The sequence below is a fragment of the Actinospica durhamensis genome, assembly GCF_018139695.1.
Classification (GTDB): Bacteria; Actinomycetota; Actinomycetes; order Streptomycetales; family Catenulisporaceae; genus Actinospica; species Actinospica durhamensis.
Genome location: NZ_JAGSOG010000184.1, coordinates 1 through 17812, shown reverse-complemented (window position 1 = coordinate 17812; position 17812 = coordinate 1). Strand labels below are relative to the sequence as shown.

At 71.9% G+C, this 17812-nt stretch carries 14 protein-coding genes; 7 read left to right on the top strand and 7 right to left on the bottom strand.

The features are described 5' to 3' along the window. Positions 1-251: 251 nt before the first annotated feature. The gene (locus KDL01_RS28025) at positions 252-1376 is read left to right on the top strand and encodes a glycerate kinase (RefSeq protein WP_212531622.1); all 1125 of its coding nucleotides are present in this window, start codon (positions 252-254) and stop codon (positions 1374-1376) included. Positions 1377-1427: 51 nt separating this feature from the next. On the opposite strand, the gene KDL01_RS28020 is transcribed toward KDL01_RS28025, so the two are convergent. From KDL01_RS28020 to leuA, 4 genes are all read right to left on the bottom strand, one after another. After that, on the bottom strand, positions 1428-2297 hold the full coding sequence (locus tag KDL01_RS28020; protein WP_212531625.1) for an isoprenyl transferase: 870 nt from the start codon (positions 2295-2297) through the stop codon (positions 1428-1430). A 110-nt stretch (positions 2298-2407) separates the two neighbouring features. After that, positions 2408-3154, bottom strand: coding sequence for a DNA repair protein RecO (gene recO / locus KDL01_RS28015; protein ID WP_212531621.1), 747 nt, complete (start codon positions 3152-3154; stop codon positions 2408-2410). A gap of 70 nt (positions 3155-3224) precedes the next feature. After that, positions 3225-3848: a hypothetical protein gene (locus tag KDL01_RS28010; protein WP_212531620.1), complete on the bottom strand. Its 624-nt coding sequence runs from the start codon at positions 3846-3848 to the stop codon at positions 3225-3227. A 135-nt stretch (positions 3849-3983) separates the two neighbouring features. After that, positions 3984-5747, bottom strand: a complete 1764-nt coding sequence (leuA, locus tag KDL01_RS28005; protein ID WP_246577104.1) for a 2-isopropylmalate synthase — start codon at positions 5745-5747, stop codon at positions 3984-3986. Positions 5748-6012: 265 nt separating this feature from the next. On the opposite strand from leuA, the gene KDL01_RS28000 reads away from it, so the two are divergent. After that, entirely contained in the window at positions 6013-7167 is a 1155-nt protein-coding gene (locus KDL01_RS28000; RefSeq protein WP_212531619.1) for a GNAT family N-acetyltransferase, read from the top strand. Positions 7168-7185: 18 nt separating this feature from the next. Here KDL01_RS28000 and KDL01_RS27995 read toward each other — a convergent pair whose 3' ends face one another. Beyond that, complete coding sequence (locus KDL01_RS27995) at positions 7186-11496, bottom strand: LamG-like jellyroll fold domain-containing protein (RefSeq protein ID WP_212531618.1); 4311 nt, start codon at positions 11494-11496, stop codon at positions 7186-7188. Between the two features lie 260 nt (positions 11497-11756). Next, a complete protein-coding gene (era, locus tag KDL01_RS27990; RefSeq protein ID WP_212531617.1) occupies positions 11757-12929 on the bottom strand; it encodes a GTPase Era in 1173 nt (390 codons plus the stop codon). A 155-nt stretch (positions 12930-13084) separates the two neighbouring features. On the opposite strand from era, the gene KDL01_RS27985 reads away from it, so the two are divergent. Both KDL01_RS27985 and KDL01_RS27980 read left to right on the top strand, forming a co-directional pair. Next, a complete protein-coding gene (locus KDL01_RS27985; RefSeq protein ID WP_212531616.1) occupies positions 13085-13303 on the top strand; it encodes a type II toxin-antitoxin system VapB family antitoxin in 219 nt (72 codons plus the stop codon). Next, complete coding sequence (locus KDL01_RS27980) at positions 13300-13707, top strand: PIN domain nuclease (RefSeq protein WP_212531615.1); 408 nt, start codon at positions 13300-13302, stop codon at positions 13705-13707. Before KDL01_RS27985 ends, KDL01_RS27980 begins: the two co-directional genes overlap by 4 nt. A 10-nt stretch (positions 13708-13717) precedes the next feature. Here KDL01_RS27980 and pgi read toward each other — a convergent pair whose 3' ends face one another. Beyond that, positions 13718-15364, bottom strand: a complete 1647-nt coding sequence (pgi, locus tag KDL01_RS27975) for a glucose-6-phosphate isomerase (protein ID WP_212531614.1) — start codon at positions 15362-15364, stop codon at positions 13718-13720. A 154-nt stretch (positions 15365-15518) separates the two neighbouring features. On the opposite strand from pgi, the gene KDL01_RS27970 reads away from it, so the two are divergent. From KDL01_RS27970 to KDL01_RS46090, 3 genes are all read left to right on the top strand, one after another. After that, positions 15519-16280: a response regulator transcription factor gene (locus KDL01_RS27970; protein ID WP_212531613.1), complete on the top strand. Its 762-nt coding sequence runs from the start codon at positions 15519-15521 to the stop codon at positions 16278-16280. Then, on the top strand, positions 16277-17329 hold the full coding sequence (locus KDL01_RS27965) for a sensor histidine kinase (RefSeq protein WP_212531626.1): 1053 nt from the start codon (positions 16277-16279) through the stop codon (positions 17327-17329). The genes KDL01_RS27970 and KDL01_RS27965 overlap by 4 nt, the downstream gene beginning before the upstream one ends. Before the next feature lie 254 nt (positions 17330-17583). Beyond that, on the top strand, positions 17584-17812 hold a 229-nt coding region (locus tag KDL01_RS46090), incomplete at its 3' end, for a 2-oxoglutarate dehydrogenase E1 subunit family protein (RefSeq protein ID WP_368861668.1).

The window sequence follows — 17812 nt, the reverse complement described above, 5'->3', positions numbered from 1 at the left end:
GAATCGGTGGCGTGCGGGGCGGTTCGGACACGGGGGTCCGGGCCGCCCCGCACGCGTATGCCCGCGCGTGCGCGCCCGTTCGGCACGGGCCTCGGGCACCCGCTACCGACACTCCGTCAGCACATCCCCGACGTGTCGCCAGACCTTCGCCACCGCTTCGCCCGAATCCGCCTGCCGCTTCATCCGGGCGTAGACCGTACCGTGGCGAACGCAACGGACGCGCAGCGCTCGCGCGCCCGTAGACTCCCCCTGTGACCGAGGCCTGGATAGTGATCGCGCCGGATAAGTTCAAGGGTTCGCTGACCGCGCTCGAGGTGGCCGAGGCCGTCGCGGCCGGGCTGCGTACGGCGAGGCCGCAGGTCGAGCTGCGCTGCGTGCCGGTGGCCGACGGCGGGGACGGGACCGTGGACGCGGCCGTCTCGGCCGGGTTCGAGCGGCGCGCCGCGCGGGTGCGCGGACCGCTGGGCGAGCCCGTCTCCGCGCACTTCGCGGTCTCCAACCACACCGCCGTGGTCGAACTGGCCGAGGCCAGCGGACTGCGCCGGCTGGCACCCGGCGTCTTCGACCCGCTGCACGCCTCCACCTACGGCACCGGCGAGCTCATCCGCGCCGCGCTCGACGCCGGCGCGCGCACCCTCGTGCTCGGCGTCGGCGGAAGCGCCAGCACGGACGGGGGCGCGGGCATGCTCGCCGCGCTCGGCGCGCGCTTCCTGGACAACTCGGGCGGCGAACTCGAACCCTGCGGCGCCTCGCTGACCGAGGTCGCCTCGGTCGACCTGTCCGGGCTCGACGAGCGGATCGGGCAGACCGAGGTGATCTTGGCCACCGACGTGGACAACCCGCTGCTCGGCACCTTCGGCGCGGCCGCGGTCTACGGCCCGCAGAAGGGCGCCGCCCCCGAGGACGTGCTCGCGCTCGAGACCGGGCTCGGGCGCCTGGTGGACGTGCTGACCAAGCAGCTCGGCGAGCACGCCGTGGCCGCCGCGGCCCAGCCCGGCGCGGGTTCGGCCGGCGGCGTGGGCTACGGCGCGATCGTCGGCCTCGGCGCCCGCGTACGCCCGGGCATCGAGCTGATGCTGGAGCTGCTCGGGGTCGAGCAGGCCATGCGCGGGGCCAGCCTGGCCGTCACCGGCGAGGGCTCGCTCGACGAGCAGAGCCTGCGCGGCAAGGCCCCGGTCGGGGTGGCCCGGCTGGCGGCGCTGCACGGCGTGCGCACCGTCGCGGTCTGCGGCCGGCTGACGCTGACGCAGGATCAGCTGCACCGGGCCGGCATCGCCCGCGCCCTGGCCCTGACCGAGCTCGAACCCGACGTCGAGCGCAGCATGGCCGACGCCGCCTCCCTGCTCACCGCGCTCGCCCCGCGCCTGCTCGACTGACGTCGTCGCGCGCGGGGCCGCGGGTGCCCCGGCCCGGAATGCCTCAGCGCGTCAGCGCGTCAGCGGATTCGGCGTCCGCGCGGCGTCGTCCGCGACCGGGTTGGGCATCGCGCCGCCGAAGCGGCGGTCGCGGTCGGCGTAGATCTGGATGGCCTGCCACAGGTGGGTGCGGTCGAAGTCCGGCCAGAGCGTGTCCAGGAAGACCATCTCGGCGTACGCGGCCTCCCACAGCATGAAGTTGGAGGTGCGCTGCTCGCCGGAGGAGCGCAGGAACAGGTCCACGTCCGGCATGTCCGGCTCGTCGAGGTACCGCGCGAACAGCCGCTCGTCGATCCGGTTCGGGTTCACCCTGCCCGCGGCCACGTCCTTGGCCAGCGCCGCCGCGGCGTCCGCGATCTCCGCGCGCCCGCCGTAGTTCACGCACATGTTCAGGGTGAACCGGGTGTTGTCCTTGGTGCGCTCCTCGGCCGTCTCCAGCTCGTCGATGACCGACTTCCACAGCCGCGGGCGCCGCCCGGACCAGCGGATCCGCACGCCGAGCTCGTCCATCTCGTCGATCCGGCGGCGGATGGTGAGCCGGTTGAAGTTCATCAGCCAGCGCACCTCCTCCGGCGAGCGCTTCCAGTTCTCGGTGGAGAACGCGTAGGCCGAGATGTGCGTCACGCCGATCTGCACCGCGCCCTCGACCACGTCGAACAGCGACTTCTCGCCCACCTCGTGGCCCTCGGTGCGCGAGAGGCCGCGCGCCTTGGCCCAGCGGCCGTTGCCGTCCATCACGATCGCGACGTGCTTGGGCACCAGCTCGGCCGGGATCTTCGGCGGCTCGGCGCCGTCCTTGTGCGGTTTCGGGTCACGGTAGGTGCGCGCCGCGCCCGGGCGCGCTTGGCCGGAGGCCTTGGCCGTTTTCGACTTCCTGCGCAGTACCACTCAGACCGCCGTCTTTCCGTACTCGTACTCGTCCGACACGTTCGCGTTCGTGTTCGCCGCGACCGTCATGTTCGCCATGTTCGCCACAGAGTCATCAGGGTTCGTCAACGCTCCACCAGGCGCAGGGACCGCAGCCCGCGCTCGAGATGCCATTGCAGATACGCCGCGACCAGGCCGCTCGCCTCGCGCCGGTGCCGTCCCTCGCTGGAGTCCGCCACCGACCACTCGCCCGCGAGCAGCGCGCCGAGCAGCTCCACCGTCGCCTGCTGCGGCATCGCCGAGCCGCCCGGCTTGCAGCTCGGGCACACCATCCCGCCGGACGGGAGCGAGAAGAACCGCCACGGCGTCCCGTCCGCCGGCTCGTCGCCGCAGCCGGCGCAGTCGCGGAAGGACGGGGCGTAGCCGGCGGTGGCCAGCGACCTGAGGATGAACGCGTCGAGCACCAGGCCGGGCGCGTGCTCCCCGGCGGTGAGCGCGCGCAGGGCGCCGAGCAGCAGCAGGTACTGCTGCAGGGCCGGCTCGCCCTCCTCGTCGGACAGGCGCTCGGCCGTCTCCAGCATCGCCGTCCCGGCCGTGTACCGCGCGTAGTCGCTCACGATGTGCTGCCCGTACGCCGCGATCGTCTCGGCCTGGGTGATCATGCCGAGCGCGCGGCCCTGCTTGTCGAAGGTCTGGAAGTCCACGTGCGCGAACGGCTCGAGCCGCGCGCCGAACTTCGAGGTGGTCCGGCGTACGCCCTTGGCCACCACCCGCAGCCGGCCGTGTTCCCTGGTCAGCACGGTGATGACGCGGTCGGCCTCGCCCAGGCGCTGGGTGCGTAGGACGATGCCGTCGTCACGGGTCAGGGTCACCCCGCCATTCTCGCATCCCGGGCGGGGCGTGCGGCCCGGGATGCGAGGGCGGGGCGGAAAGCGGCGGAGCTCAGCGCTGGGCGGACTGCTCCGCCATCGCGATCACGCCGAGGGCGTGCGCCTGGGTCATACCGAGGGCGGCGCCGGTGCCGTGCACCACGCCGCGCTCGAGGTCGGTCATCGGGCCGTCCGCCAGCGCCACCTTCACCGCGGCGCGCAGCAGGTTCTCCTTGCCCTGGTCGGCCAGCTGGCCGCCGAGGCTGCTCAGCAGGCCGGACAGATCGCCGGGCACCACGTCGATGTCGGCCTGCAGGCTCGCGTCGTCGTACCCGGCGAGCCCGGCCGAGCGCACCTCGCCGATCGCGGCCTCGCGCGCGGCCGGGGACTGGATCGAACCGGCCCGCAGCACGTGCACGAGCACCCCGCGCACGCCGTCGAGCAGCAGCGAGGAGAGCTGGTTGGTGGTGGGCCGGTTGAGGGTCTGCATGGTGAACATGCCCTGGCAGGTGGTGCAGCGCACGTGCTCGTTGACAGGGCCGCTGCACGGGAACAGCGGGATGTAGTAGAGCGAGAACCACCTCTTGCCCACGCGGTGCTCGAATTCGCGGTCGCCACCACAGCGCGGGCAGAAGAACGACCCCCGGTCGAGCGCCTTGTAGCGGACCTTGATGGCCCAGATGATGAAGAAGAACATGGACACCCCTCTAGCGAGACACGCGCGGTCGCGGAGAGCGCGAACGGCGGCGAACGCGTCGCTAGACGCGGTACGCCGCCGTTCGGTTGCATCCGCCGCGCTCACCGCGCGGCCAGGTCATTCAGGGTGCTGACGTTATCCGCGCACGGCCCGGTTCACCGCGGAGACCACGGCCTTGAGCGAGGCCGTGACGATGTTGGCGTCCACGCCCACACCCCACAGCACCCGGCCGCCGACCGCGCACTCCACGTACGCGGCCGCGCTCGCGTCCCCGCCCGCCGCCAGCGCGTGCTCGGCGTAGTCCAGGAAGCGCAGGTCCACGTCCAGCTGCTGCGTCAGGGCATTGACGAACGCGTCGATCGGGCCGTTGCCCTCGGACAGCACCGTGGTCGCCACCCCGTCCACGGTCAGGTCCACCGACAGCGCGTCCTTGCCGTCCAGGTTCGCCTCCGAGCGGTACCCGGCCAGCTGGTAGCGGCCCCACGGCTCGTCCGGGGTGGGCAGGTACTCGTTCGAGAACACGTGCCAGATCTCGGCCGGCGCGACCTCGCCGCCCTCGGCGTCGGTCTTGGCCTGGATGATCCCGGAGAACTCGATCTGCAGCCGGCGCGGCAGGTCCAGCTGGTGGTCGTTCTTCAGCACGTAGGCCACCCCGCCCTTGCCGGACTGCGAGTTGACCCGGATGACCGCCTCGTAGGTGCGGCCCACGTCCTTCGGGTCGATCGGCAGGTACGGCACCGCCCAGACGATCCCGTCGGTGTCCGTGCCGGCGGCCGCGGCGTCGCGGCGCAGGTGGTCGAAGCCCTTCTTGATCGCGTCCTGGTGCGAGCCGGAGAACGCGGTGTAGACCAGGTCGCCGCCGTAGGGGTGGCGCGGGTGCACCGGCAGCTGGTTGCAGTACTCGACGGTGCGGCGCACCTCGTCGATGTCGGAGAAGTCGATCTGCGGGTCCACCCCCTGCGAGAACAGGTTCAGGCCCAGCGTCACCAGGCAGACGTTGCCGGTGCGCTCGCCGTTGCCGAACAGGCAGCCCTCGATCCGGTCGGCCCCGGCCATGTAGCCCAGCTCGGCCGCAGCCACCGCGGTGCCGCGGTCGTTGTGCGGGTGCAGCGAGAGCACGATCGACTCGCGGTTGCGCAGGTTCCGGCTCATCCACTCGATCGAGTCGGCGTAGACGTTCGGGGTGGCCATCTCCACCGTCGCCGGCAGGTTCACGATCACCTTGCGGTCCGGCGTCGGCTGCCAGACCTCGTTGACCGCGTCGCAGACCTCGACCGCGAACTCCAGCTCGGTGCCGGTGTAGGACTCGGGGGAGTACTCGAAGTAGATCTCGGTGCCCACGACCTGGTCGGCGAACTTCTTGCACAGCCGCGCGCCCTCCACCGCGATCTGCTTGATCCCCTCGCGGTCCTGCTCGAACACCACCCGGCGCTGCAGCGTGGAGGTGGAGTTGTACAGGTGCACGATCGCCTGCTTGGCACCGCGGATCGACTCGAAGGTGCGCTCGATCAGGTGCTCGCGCGCCTGGGTCAGCACCTGGATCACCACGTCGTCCGGGATCCGGCCCTCTTCGATGATCTGCCGGACGAAGTCGAAGTCGGTCTGCGAGGCCGCCGGGAAGCCGACCTCGATCTCCTTGTAGCCCATGGAGACCAGCAGGTCGAACATCTTCAGCTTGCGCGCCGGGCTCATCGGGTCGATCAGCGCCTGGTTGCCGTCGCGCAGGTCCACCGCGCACCAGCGCGGGGCCCGGTCGATCACGGTGCCGGGCCAGGTGCGGTCGGCCACGGCGACCGGCTGGAAGGGTACGTACTTGTGGATCGGCATCCCGCTGGGCTGCTGGGCGGCGACGCGGGCGTACTGGCCGGCGGCCTCGGCCGCGGAGGGGGCGATGGTCATCTTCGTTTTCCGTCCTGAAGGCGGTACTGGTCACAAGGAGACCGGCGGGTGGGCGGGGAGTCCCGAGACCCAGGAACGAAAAGCGCAGCACCGACACCGCGGCGAGGGTGCCGGTCCGTGTACTTACAGACCCTCGCCGCGGCAGATAAGAAGCCGCGACTCGTACATAGGGCTCTCACCCTACCATCACCCGCTCGGCCGGTACCGAGGCGTCCGTCTCGCGTGGCGGCGTCCCCAGACGCGCCGAACGCGCTGTGATGGACGGGTGCGCCCTCTGTTCGCTCCCACCGTCACCGTCGCCAGGCCGTGGCGGGTCACCCGGGTGCGCGCCACCGCCGAGGACGTGCTCGCGCCCGACGAGCTCGACGAACTGGTGGCGTGTCAGCACGCCGCCGACCTGGCCGACCGCCCGGGCGAGCCCCCCTGCGCCCGCGCCGAACTGCTGGCCCAGCTGGCCCCGCCGTACCGCGGCACCCGCTTCGTCCACCTCGCCCACGATCGCTCAGGGCGACTGGTCGGCTACGCGCGGCTCGGCATCTACGGCGCGTTCCACCGGGAACTGGCGCACGCGACCCTCACCGTCCACCCGTCCGCGCGCCGACACGGCGTCGGCTCCGCGCTGCTGGAGGAACTGGCCGGAGCCGCCGCGGCCAACGGCCGGCGCAGACTGGTCCTCGACGGCCCGCGCAACGCCGCCACCGAAGCCTTCGCGCGCAGCAGCGGCCTCGCCGTCTCGAGCTGCGACCTGCGCTCCCGGCTGACCCTCGCCGACCCCGCGCTGGCCGCCCTCCTGGCCGCCGCGATCGCGCCGAGGCGGTCCGGGGCGCCGGAGCGGCTTGCGGAGCCCTCGCCCGAAGCCCCTCGCGCCGAGTCCGCGGCGCGGGGGCCGCACCGCTGGCACGCATCCGAGACCCCGCCGCCCGCGAGCCTGCCCGCCCCACGCTCCGGCCCCGACCTGCTCGCGCTGCGCTGGGCCGGACCGTGCCCCGAGTACCTGCTCGACGCGCTCACCGGCACCCTCGACACCCTGCACGCCGATCCCGACGACCCCTCCGTCACCCCGTTCACCCCCGCCGAGGTCCGCCACCGCGAACGCGCCGCCGACCGGGCCGGCCTGCGCGAGTACACCGCCTGCCTGCTCGACGCCGAGACCGGAAGCATCGCCGCCCTGTCCACCGCGCACACCGCGGACGGTGTGCGCGGCGAACAGAACGAGACCGTCGTCGTGCCCGCCTACCGGGGCCAGGGACTGGCCATCCGGGTCAAGGCCTACCTCGTCAGGGAACTGCTGCGCGCCGAACCGGGCCTGCGCGTCCTCGAGACCTACAACGCGGTGGGCAACACCCGCATACTGGCCGTCAACCGCAGGCTCGGCTTCGTCCCCGTCGACACCCACGCCGCGTGGACGATGCCGCTCTGACCCGGTCGCCGGCACCGGTCAGGCAGCGTCGTCCTCCTTCGCCGCGCCGGCCACCAGCAGCGCCCGCACCTGGTTCTCCGTCAGCGCCTCGTTGTAGGCGCGCACGTCGCGGACGATGCCGCTGAACCACTGGGTCCTGCCGTCCGCGAACGCGCCGTGGCCGATCATGAAGGTTCCCGTCGCGTCGAGGGCGTGATCGCGCGGGAAGACCGCGCTGCCGCGGCGCACGCCGTCGACGTAGATGTGCATGTTCTGCGTCGCGGCGTCGTAGACACCGGCGACGTGGGCCCAGGTCCCGAACACGACCGGCGTGCCGGAATCGAGCACGACCGGCTCGAAGTGGACGGAATCGACGGCGTATCGGAAGAAGGTCCAGCTCAGCGACGTCGCCGTGGCCATGCGCGAGCGCAGCCCGACCACCGGGACGTTCTGCCCGTTCTGGCACAGCGCGATCTCCGGGACCGCGCCCACGGTGTCCTGGCGCACCCACGCCGCGACCGTGAAACTCCCGCCCCGCGCCGCGTTGACCACCGGGCCCTTGGTGGCGATCACGGTGCTGCGACCGTTGAAGTGCGCACCGCGGCCGACGTCGGGGATCCGCGTCCAGTTCACGTCGGTCGCGCGGGCCTCGTGGTGGTGGCGGCGGTCCGCGGCGACCGTTCCGCCCCGCTCGTCCAGCCGCCAGAACGAGGCCGCGCGCGGCTCCAGACGCGCGGCGTCCAGCGCCTCGCCGTACACGCGCACGTCGCGCACGGCGCCCTTGAGCGGCCCGGCGTCCCTGCCGTCCACCCTGCCCACGCCGATCTGCAGCGGCCCGCGGGCGGCGTAGCCCATCGGCGCGGACAGCACGAGGCTCTTGGCGAACGCGCCGTCGACGTAGATGCTCAGCGTGGGGGTCTTCCCGGCGGCGTCGGTCGCGTCCGGGTCGTAGACACCGCTCACCCGGGTCCACACGCCCAGGACGGCGTCGACCCCGGCGTAGACCCGCTGGACGATCGGGCTGTTCTCGTCGGCGCCGGTGCGCTCGAGGTACCAGCTCGTGCCGGTGCGCGAGTAGCCGAGCGTGAACGCCGCGGCGAGCGTGCCGGTCTGCGCCACGATCACGCTGTTGGCCGCGGCGGGCGAGGCGTCCAGCCGCACCCAGGCGTCGACGGTGAAACCCCGGCCCGCGGTGGTGTCCAGGACGGGCGCCGCCGTGTCGATCTTGCTGTTGACCCCGTTGAACAGGGCGTAGCCGCCGAGGCCGGTGAGCGGCGGATACTGCACCTCGAAGGAGGTGGCCGGGTGGATCCCGCGGCGGTCCGGCACGCCCGTCCCGGTGACCGGGGCGAGCGGCCACGCCGCGGTCGGGGTCGGCTGGATCGCGGCGAGGAGCATCCCGTAGGCGTATCCGTGCACGCCGACGTACAGCTCCTCGTGCGAGGGCACCAGAACCGTGGGCAGGTCAAGGCCCGTGTTGGTCAGGTTGACCAGCTGCCACTGCTGCCGGATGGCGCCGTCGAGCAGGTCGAGTTCGTACACGTATCCGTCGGCGCCGGCGAACAGCCGGTCGCGCAGGCAGACGAGGGAGACGGGGCCGTGCTCGTCGATGTTGCTCAGGGCCGGGCTGCTCCACGTGGGGTTCTCGCCCCACTTCGTGCCCAGCGGCAGCGCGTACGCGACGCCGCGTGTGCCGACGAAGAGCTGGCCTCCGTCCGTCGCCAGGGACGCGATGTAGGGGCTCCACCGGCCGTGGTGCAGGTCGACGCGCTGCAGGACCTTCTCGCTGCCGTCGCGCGGAAGCTCGTAGACCACGCCGTCCGACATCGCGAACAGCCGCTTGCCGTGCACCAGCACCGCGACCGGCTGGTGGTCGAGGCTCACCCCGAGCTTCGCGCTGTACCAGAGCCATCCGTTCCACGGGCCGCGCAGGTTGATCGCGTAGACGTACCCGTGCGTGCCCGCGTAGAGCAGATCGCCGTCCGTGGCCAGGTCGACCGGGTATTCGGCGACGCCGACCTTGCTGCCGAGCTCGACCTCCTGCTTGATCGCGCCGCGCTGCGGATCGAGTTCGTACACGTAGCCGTGGCTGGCGGCGAACAGGCGTCCGTCCGGGTTCGTCAGGAGTGTGACGAACCGCAGGTTGGCCAGGCCGCCGAGCGTCGGGCTGACCCAGCCGGGCCGCCCCTCCCACGGGCCGTCCAACGGCAGGGCGTGCACGTGCGAGCTGATCCCGACGAACAGCATCTTGCCGTCCGAGGCCAGGGTGCTGTACCGGCTGCCGAGGACCTCCGGCAGTGCGTAGGCCCGGCCGTGGAGCTTGGCGCCGCTGACCGGGTCGAGTTCGTACACGTAGCCGCGCGAGGCGGCGAACAGGCGGTCGCCCACCGGCAGGACCGCCGCCTCCTCGTAGATGATCGAGTCGTCGCTGTCGGCGCGGGTGGCGAACTGCTGGCCCAGCGGCTCGTCCCGGGACACGATGCCGAGGCTCGGTGTGGTGAGCCGGGTCAGCAGTTTGCCGATCTCGTCCTTGAAGCCCTTGAAAATGGTCTCCTCGACGAACGGCCGCTGCGTGGTGGCCCACTGCCCGATCGTGGTCAGCTTGTCGGAGGCGGAACCGACGCTGGTCGGGAAGTGGCTGCGGATCTGTGTCGTGGTGATGGCGGTGGTGCCGGAGTCGATGAGCTCCTGGATCGCGCGCCGGGAGAGCTGCGCGGCCGACGCGGTGACGAAGGCGCCGGTCGCTCCGCCCTCCGACAGCAGCGTGCCGTCGCCCCAGAGCTGGTACGGCGTGGTGTGCGCCGCCGAGGAGGCCCACACCGAGTTGTCGTTGTAGTGGTTGTGCAGCAGGTTCGTGCCCAGCTGCGCGGCCGCGCTGGTGAGGAAGGTGAGGTAGTCCAGGTAGCCGCCGAGCGTCCCGTCCTCGCGCCCCGGCCCGAGCTTCGTGCCGGAGATGCGCGCGGCCTCGGTATGCAGCTCCTGCACGGTCTGCGGGTCGTGCGACGGGCCGGTGTAGGCCGGGTCGTAGAGCCGGCCGGCGGCCAGTCCGGGTTGCAGCGCCGCGGTCATGTACCGCAGGACGGACTGGTCGGCGACCAGATCCGTGTCCTGGGCCCAGTCCACGAACCACTGCATCACCAGCGTCTTGTCGATCAGGTGGCCCGCCGCGAACGAGTCCTCCAGGAAGTGGTCGGCGTATCCGGCCAGGTTCCACGCCCGCTGCACCAGCTGGGGCGTCTTGCCGCCCTTGAAGGCGTCCGTCGCGGCCTGGCGGGCCATCAGGTGGAAGCTGAGCCAGCGGTACCAGGAGTACGGGGCGAAGTGGCAGGCGTTGCGGGCCAACAGTCCCTTGTAGTGGTCCTGTCCGGCGATGCCGAGGCCGGCGGTGAGCTCGTCGAGCGCGTTGGTCTCGCGCAGCGCCTCGACGATGCCCCACAGCGCGCCGGTCGGCTGGAACGGAGAGCCCGGGAAGCGCTTGTACGGGTTGTGCCCGGTCAGCAGTTCGGTGAACTGGTTGTACCCCTCCTGCCGGATCACCTGCAGGATCGGCAGCAGGACGTCGTGGCGGACACTCTCCACCTGGTCCGGGTGGGACAGGTAGTCCGGCAGGGCATTGATCTCGCCCAGGGTGGCGACGATCTTGTCCGGGCCGAGCTCCAGGGTCTGGATGTGCGGGGCCACGCGCAGGATGTCCGCCCGCGTGACATGCTCCGGGTCCTTGCGATCGAAGAGCTCGAACAGCTTGATCTGGCCCTGCAGCAGCCGGTCGCGGGTGGGCGTGTCCCGGTTCTCGGCGATGATCCGCAGGTCCTGCGGGTCGCCGTCGCCGAGGTAGCGGTGCTCGAAGGAGGAGTGCAGCTGGATCATGCCGGACGGGCCGGCGGCGACGCGCAGCACGTCGTGACCGCCGCGGCCGTGCGGGAGCGCGAGGGCGGCGAGCGAACCATCCGTGCTCCCGCCGTCCGCGTACGCGGCGGTGAACGCGTCGGCGAAGCGGTCCGCCGCCGCCTCGCCGACCGCGCGGTCGAGCCGGGCCGGGCTCCCGGCCCGCAGGGCGGCCTGCTGGACCGTGTGCGCCACCTCGTGCGCCACCAGGTGCACTCCGTCGCGGCTGCCCGGGTCGAAGGCGCCGCGCCGGAAGAAGAGGGCTGATCCGGATGCCACCGCGTCCGCGCCGAACGCGCGCGCCGCCGCGTCGGCCGCGGGTCCGGTGTACACCCGTACCGCGGACAGGTCCGCGTCCAGTGCCCGTTCCAGCTGCTCGCGCAGCCGCGCGGGCAGCTGGCCGCTCTCGTGTCGTGCGTGCCGAGCCCGGTCGAGCCGAAGTCTCGCGGTGGTGGCCATGGCCATGTGTCGTTGCCCTCCTGAGGCGCAGGCTGAGTGGATGAGCCCGGCGTGTGGGGAGAGCGGGGCCCGCGCCGCCGCAGGCGGACACGGGCACCGGGAACAGGCCTTGGGACCTCTTAGGAGAGACACGTGCGGAGCCGTTTCGGACACGGTGGCCGAAACGGGTCCCTGACGGCTCCGGCTTCACCGGCGTATCAGGGATCGAGCTGCGAGGATCCGGGAAAATTCGTTGGCCGGATCCGATCGCGGCGTCGCGGGGCCGGCTAGAACCCGAGCCGCTGCAGCTGCTTCGGGTCGCGCTGCCAGTCCTTGGCCACCTTCACGTGCAGGTCCAGGAAGATCGCGGTGCCGAGCAGCGCCTCGATCTGCTGGCGGGCGCGGGAGCCGACGTCGCGCAGGCGGACGCCGCCGGTGCCGATGACGATGGACTTCTGGCTGGAGCGCTCCACGTACAGCGTGGCGTGCACGTCGAGCAGCGGCTTGTCCTTGGGGCGGTCGGTGCGCGGGATCATCTCCTCGACGGTCACCGCGAGGGAGTGCGGCAGCTCGTCGCGCACGCCCTCGAGCGCGGCTTCGCGGATGAGCTCGGCCACCATGACCTGCTCGGGCTCGTCGGTCAGCTCGCCGCCGGGGTAGAGCGGGGGGGACGGGGGCAGCTGCTTGACCAGCAGGTCGGCGAGCAGGCCGACCTGCGCGCCGGCCACCGCGGAGACCGGGATGATCTCGGCCCAGTCGATCCCGACCTCCTTGCCGAGCTCGAGTACGGCCAGCAGCTGCTCGCCCACGGCCTGCTTGCCCATCGTGTCGGTCTTGGTCACGACGGCCACCTTGGGGGTGCGCCGCACGTCGGCGAGCTGCTGCGCGATGTAGCGGTCGCCCGGGCCGATCTCCTGGTTGGCCGGGATGCAGAAGCCGATCACGTCCACCTCGGCCCAGGTGGCCCGCACCTGCTCGTTGAGCCGCTCGCCGAGCAGCGTGCGCGGGCGGTGTAGGCCGGGGGTGTCCACCAGCACCAGCTGCGCGTCCGCCCGGTGCACGATGCCGCGCACGGTGTGCCGGGTGGTCTGCGGCTTGCCTGAGGTGATCGCGATCTTCGCCCCGACCAGCGCGTTCGTCAGCGTGGACTTGCCCGCGTTGGGCCGCCCGACGAAGCAGGCGAAGCCCGCGCGGTAGTCCTCGGGGATGTCCAGGTACGAGGCGGGTGTGGCCGCCCCGGCCCCCGCGGGCGCGCGCCCGGCCGCCGTGGGCGCGGGCTCGGTCGAGCGCACGTTCGCCGGAGTGGTGCGCTTCTCCGCCTTCGCGATCGACTGCCGCTTGCGCCGCTCCGCCGCCTCGAGCTCCGCGGCCTTGCGCGGCTGCGCGTTGCGCGCCGCGTTGCGGGCGGCCTGCGGCTTGCGGGGCTGGTCGGAGGAAGAGGTGCGGCGCGGTTCGCTCATTGCCCCATTGTCGCAGAGCCTCAGGCGGCCTGAACCCCGATGACCGACGGCCGCGGTCTCCGTCGGCCCGCAGCGGAGGGCTCGACCGGCCGCCCGCCGATTGATATCATCGATGACATCGATATATACGACGATGTATCGCCTGGGAGGCGGATATGAGCAGGACGCTTATCGATCTCGACGACGAGATGCTCTCTTTCGCCCAGCGTCAGCTCGGCACGACCACCAAACGCGACACCATCAACCGGGCTCTGGCCATAGCGGCCGGGAGCACCGCGGACGATCGGGCGCGTGCGCTCAAGTGGCTCCAGGACAACGCGGCCGACTACCTCGACTTCGACGTGCTGGAGAAGCGGGAACAGGCGGGACTGTGACCTACCTCGCCGACACTTCGGCCGTGTGGCGCCTGCTGCGCGGCCAAGTCGCCGATCCGTGGCCGCGGCACGTGGCCCAGGGTCTGGTCGCGCTCTGCCCGCCGGTGGAGGCCGAACTGATGGCCGGGGTACGTTCCGACCGCGACCACGCGCCGTTCTTCGCGATGCTGGGCACCACGTTCACGTGGTGCCCAGCACTCGACGACCCTTGGCCGCGCATCCTCGAAGTGCAGCGGCAACTCCTTGCGATCGGCCATCACCGGGGTCCGTCACCGATGGACATCCTCATCGCCCTGACGGCGGAACACCATCGGCTTACGCTCTTGCACGTCGACGACGACTTCGCGTCCATCGCCAAGGTGCGGCCCGGCATCTCCATGATCCGGCTGGCCGAACGGAGCTGACCCGCCCCTTCTACCGCCCCCGCAGCTCCCGGTACGTCGCGACCAGCGCGTTCGTGGAGGAGTCGTGGGCGGAGGGGGCGGGGGTGCCGTCGGGGACGAGCTCGGGCTCGATCTTCTTGGCGAGCACCTTGCCGAGCTCCACGCCCCACTGGTCGAATGAGTTGATGTTCCAGACCGCGCCCTGGGTGAAGACCTTGTGCTCGTAGAGGGCGACGAGCTGGCCGAGGACCGAGGGGGTGAGCTTCTCGGCCAGGATGGTGGTGGTGGGGTGGTTGCCCTTGAACACCCGGTGCGGCACGATCGGCGCCGCGGTGCCCTCGGCCTCGACCTGCTCGCGGGTCTTGCCGAAGGCGAGGGCCTCGGTCTGGGCCAGGAAGTTCGCGGTGAGCATGTCGTGGTGGGCGCCGCGGGGGTCGGCGGCGGGGACGACGGGCTCGGCGAAGCCGATGAAGTCGGCCGGGATGATCTTCGTGCCCTGGTGGATCAGCTGGTAGTAGGCGTGCTGGCCGTTGGTGCCGGGGGTGCCCCAGACGATCGGGCCGGTCTGCCAGGCCACCGGCTCGCCGTCGCGCTGGACGGACTTGCCGTTGGACTCCATGTCCAGCTGCTGCAGGTAGGCCGAGAACTTCGAGAGGTAGTGCGAGTACGGCAGCACCGCGTGCGTCTGGGCGTCGAAGAACGAGCCGTACCAGACCCCGAGCAGGCCGAGCAGCGCCGGGACGTTGTGCTCGAGCGGGGTGGTGCGGAAGTGCCGGTCGACGGTGTGGAAGCCGGCCAGCATCTCCCCGAACGCCTCCGGGCCGATCGCGATCATCAGCGAGAGGCCGATGGCCGAGTCGTACGAGTAGCGCCCGCCGACCCAGTCCCAGAACCCGAACATGTTCGCGGTGTCGATGCCGAACTCGGCCACCTCGGCGTCGTTGGTGGACACGGCCACGAAGTGCTTGGCCACCGCCGCCTCGTCCCCGCCGAGTTGGCCGAGCAGCCACGCCTTCGCGGACGTCGCGTTGGTGATGGTCTCGACCGTGGTGAAGGTCTTCGAGGAGATGATGAACAGCGTCTCGGCCGCGTCGAGGTCGTGGGTGGCCTCGTACAGGTCGGCGCCGTCCACGTTGGAGACGAAGCGGAAGGTCAGCGAGCGGTCCGAGTACGCGCGCAGCGCCTCGTACGCCATCGCCGGGCCCAGGTCCGAGCCGCCGATGCCGATGTTCACCACGTTCCTGATGCGCCGTCCGGTCGCGCCGGTCCACTCGCCCGAGCGCACCCGGTCGGCGAACGCGGACATCCGGTCGAGCACCTCGTGCACGCCCGGGACCACGTCCTCGCCGTCCACCTCGATCTGCTCGCCGCGCGGCGCGCGCAGGGCGACGTGCAGCACGGCCCGGTTCTCCGTGACGTTGATCTTCTCGCCGGCGAACATGGCGTCACGCAGCGGTTCCACCCCGCGGGCCTTGGCCAGGTCGAGCAGCAGTGCCAGCGTCTCGTCCGTGACGAGGTGCTTGGAGAAGTCCACGGCCAGGTCGCCCACGGTCAGCCGCAGCCGCTCTGCGCGCCCCGGGTCGGTGGCGAAAAGCTCCCGCAGGTGCGTCTCGCCGAACGCCTCCCGGTGCTTGGCCAGTGCCTGCCACTGCGTGGTCTCGGTCAACTGCTGCGTCATCTTGACGGCTCCTCAGGCTGCTGCTCTGACGTCAGATCTGTGGTCGGGATCAACCTAACACCGGGGCGCTCGAGCGGCCGACGAACAGGTCCTGACAAGCCGTTGGGCGGCCGCGACGCAGACCCGGACCGAGATCGCGCACTACTGTGCTGCCATGAGCCTGCCCGCTTCCGACGCCGCCCGGCGCAAGATCCTCGTGGTCGAGGACGAGCCGACCCTGGCCGACGCCGTACTGGCGCGGCTGAACGCGGCCGGGTTCGCCACCGCCTACGCGGCCACCGGGCCGGCCGCGGTGGCCGCGGCGCGCGAGGAGCAGCCGGACGCGCTGGTGCTCGACGTGATGCTGCCGGGCTTCGACGGCCTCGAGGTGTGCCGCAGGCTCCAGGCCGAACGCCCGGTGCCGGTGCTCATGCTCACGGCCCGCGACGCCGAGTCCGATCTGCTCGCCGGGCTCGGCGCGGGCGCGGACGACTACCTGACCAAGCCGTTCTCCATGCGCGAGCTGATCGCCCGGATCACCGCGCTGCTGCGCCGGGTGGACCTGGTGCGGGCCCAGGCGCTCAAGACCGACGCGCCCGCCGGCGACGCCGAGCCCTCGGCCCCGCTGGCGCTGGGCACGCCCGAGCACCCGCTGACCGTGGACCGGGCCAGGCGCCGGGTGCGTGCGGACGGGGCCGAGGTGCACCTGACGCCGATCGAGTTCGACCTGCTGCTGAGCCTGGCCCGCCGCCCCGGCCAGGTGGTCTCCCGCCAGCAGCTGCTGGCCGAGGTGTGGGACTGGGCCGACGCCTCGGGCACCCGCACCGTCGACTCCCATGTCAAGGCCCTGCGGAAGAAGATCGGGGCCGGGCGGATCCGCACCGTGCACGGCGTGGGCTACGCGCTGGAGACCGGCGGCGAGGCGGAGGCGCCGTGACCGACCGGGTGACCCGGCTGCGCGAACTGCAGCCCCTGGACCGGCTCTCCTCGCTGCGGATCAAACTGGGCGTGCTGGTGGCCGCGTCCGTCACGGTCGCCACCCTGTTCGCCGCGGTCGGGGTCTCCCTCGGCATCCAGGCCAGGTACGTGGTCACGGTCGCGGTGGTGGCCTCGCTGGTGGTCACCCAGATCCTGGCGCACGGCATGATCGCCCCGCTGCGCGCCATGGCCGACGCCGCCTCGTCCCTCGCGCACGGCGACTACTCCCGCCGGGTGCGCGCCACCTCCCGGGACGAGGTGGGGCGCCTGGCCGTGCTGTTCAACCAGATGGCGGCCGACCTCGAGGCGGCCGACCGGGCCAGGCGGGAGCTGATCGCCAACGTCTCGCACGAGCTGCGCACCCCCATCTCGGCGCTGCGGGCCGTGCTGGAGAACGTGGTGGACGGGGTGACCGAGCCGGACGGCGCCGTGGTCAAGGCCGCGCTGGCGCAGACCGAGCGGCTCGGGCTGCTGGTCGAGGAGCTGCTCGACCTGTCCCGGCTCGAGGCCGGCGCCGTGCCGCTGGACGTCTCCGAGTTCGCGGTCGAGCCCTTCCTGGCCGAAGTGGTGCGCCAGGCCCAGACCGCCGGGCGCCCGGTGCGCTACCGGCTGGACGTGCGCCCTCCGCAGCTGCTGGCGCGGGCGGACGAGGGCCGGCTGCACCAGGTCGTGGCGAACCTGGTGGACAACGCGGCCAAGCACTCCCCGGTGGACGGTCTCGTGCAGGTCTCGGCCGTGCGCACGGCGGGCGGGCAACTGCGGATCGAGGTGGCCGACGAGGGCCCCGGCATCCCCGAGCCGGAGCGCAGCCGGGTCTTCGAACGCTTCACCCGCGGCTCGACCGGGCAGAGCGAGCCCGGCGGCGGCACCGGCCTGGGCCTGGCCATCGCGCGCTGGGCGGTTCAGCTGCACGGCGGAACCATCGAGGTCATGCCCTCGGCGCGCGGGGCGCTCATCCGGCTCGAACTGCCCCAGGAGCAGCCGCAGTCCGTTCCGCATTCGGAATAGTCATCTCGGACTACGGCATTATGCTCAGTAAGGGTGGTTCAGGTCCCGAGTTAGTGTGACTCTCGTCGCGTTGGCCGGTGCGAACTGCGATTCGCGCGGGAAAGCGCGTAACCTGGGCTACCGCTGCCCGCTGAGGAGGAACCGCAGGGGCCCGCGCCGGCGTTACATCGCCGCGGATCCGTCGGCTCCCACCTGCCGGGTGCGAGGCAGTCCGAGAACGCGGATCTACGAAGCGGAAGAGGGCGGAACCCGCCGTGTCGCCACAGTCCACACCGACCACGTCTGAGTCCACTCCAGCTCCGGGCGGCGGCGAGACGCCTCCTGGGGAATTGGCGCAGTTCGGGCCCAACGAATGGCTCGTCGACGAGATCTACCAGCAGTACCTGCACGACCCTGAGTCGGTCGACAAGGCCTGGTGGGACTTCTTCAACGACTACCAGCCCGCCGCGACCTCGGCCACCGGTTCGGCTCCCGCCCCCGCAG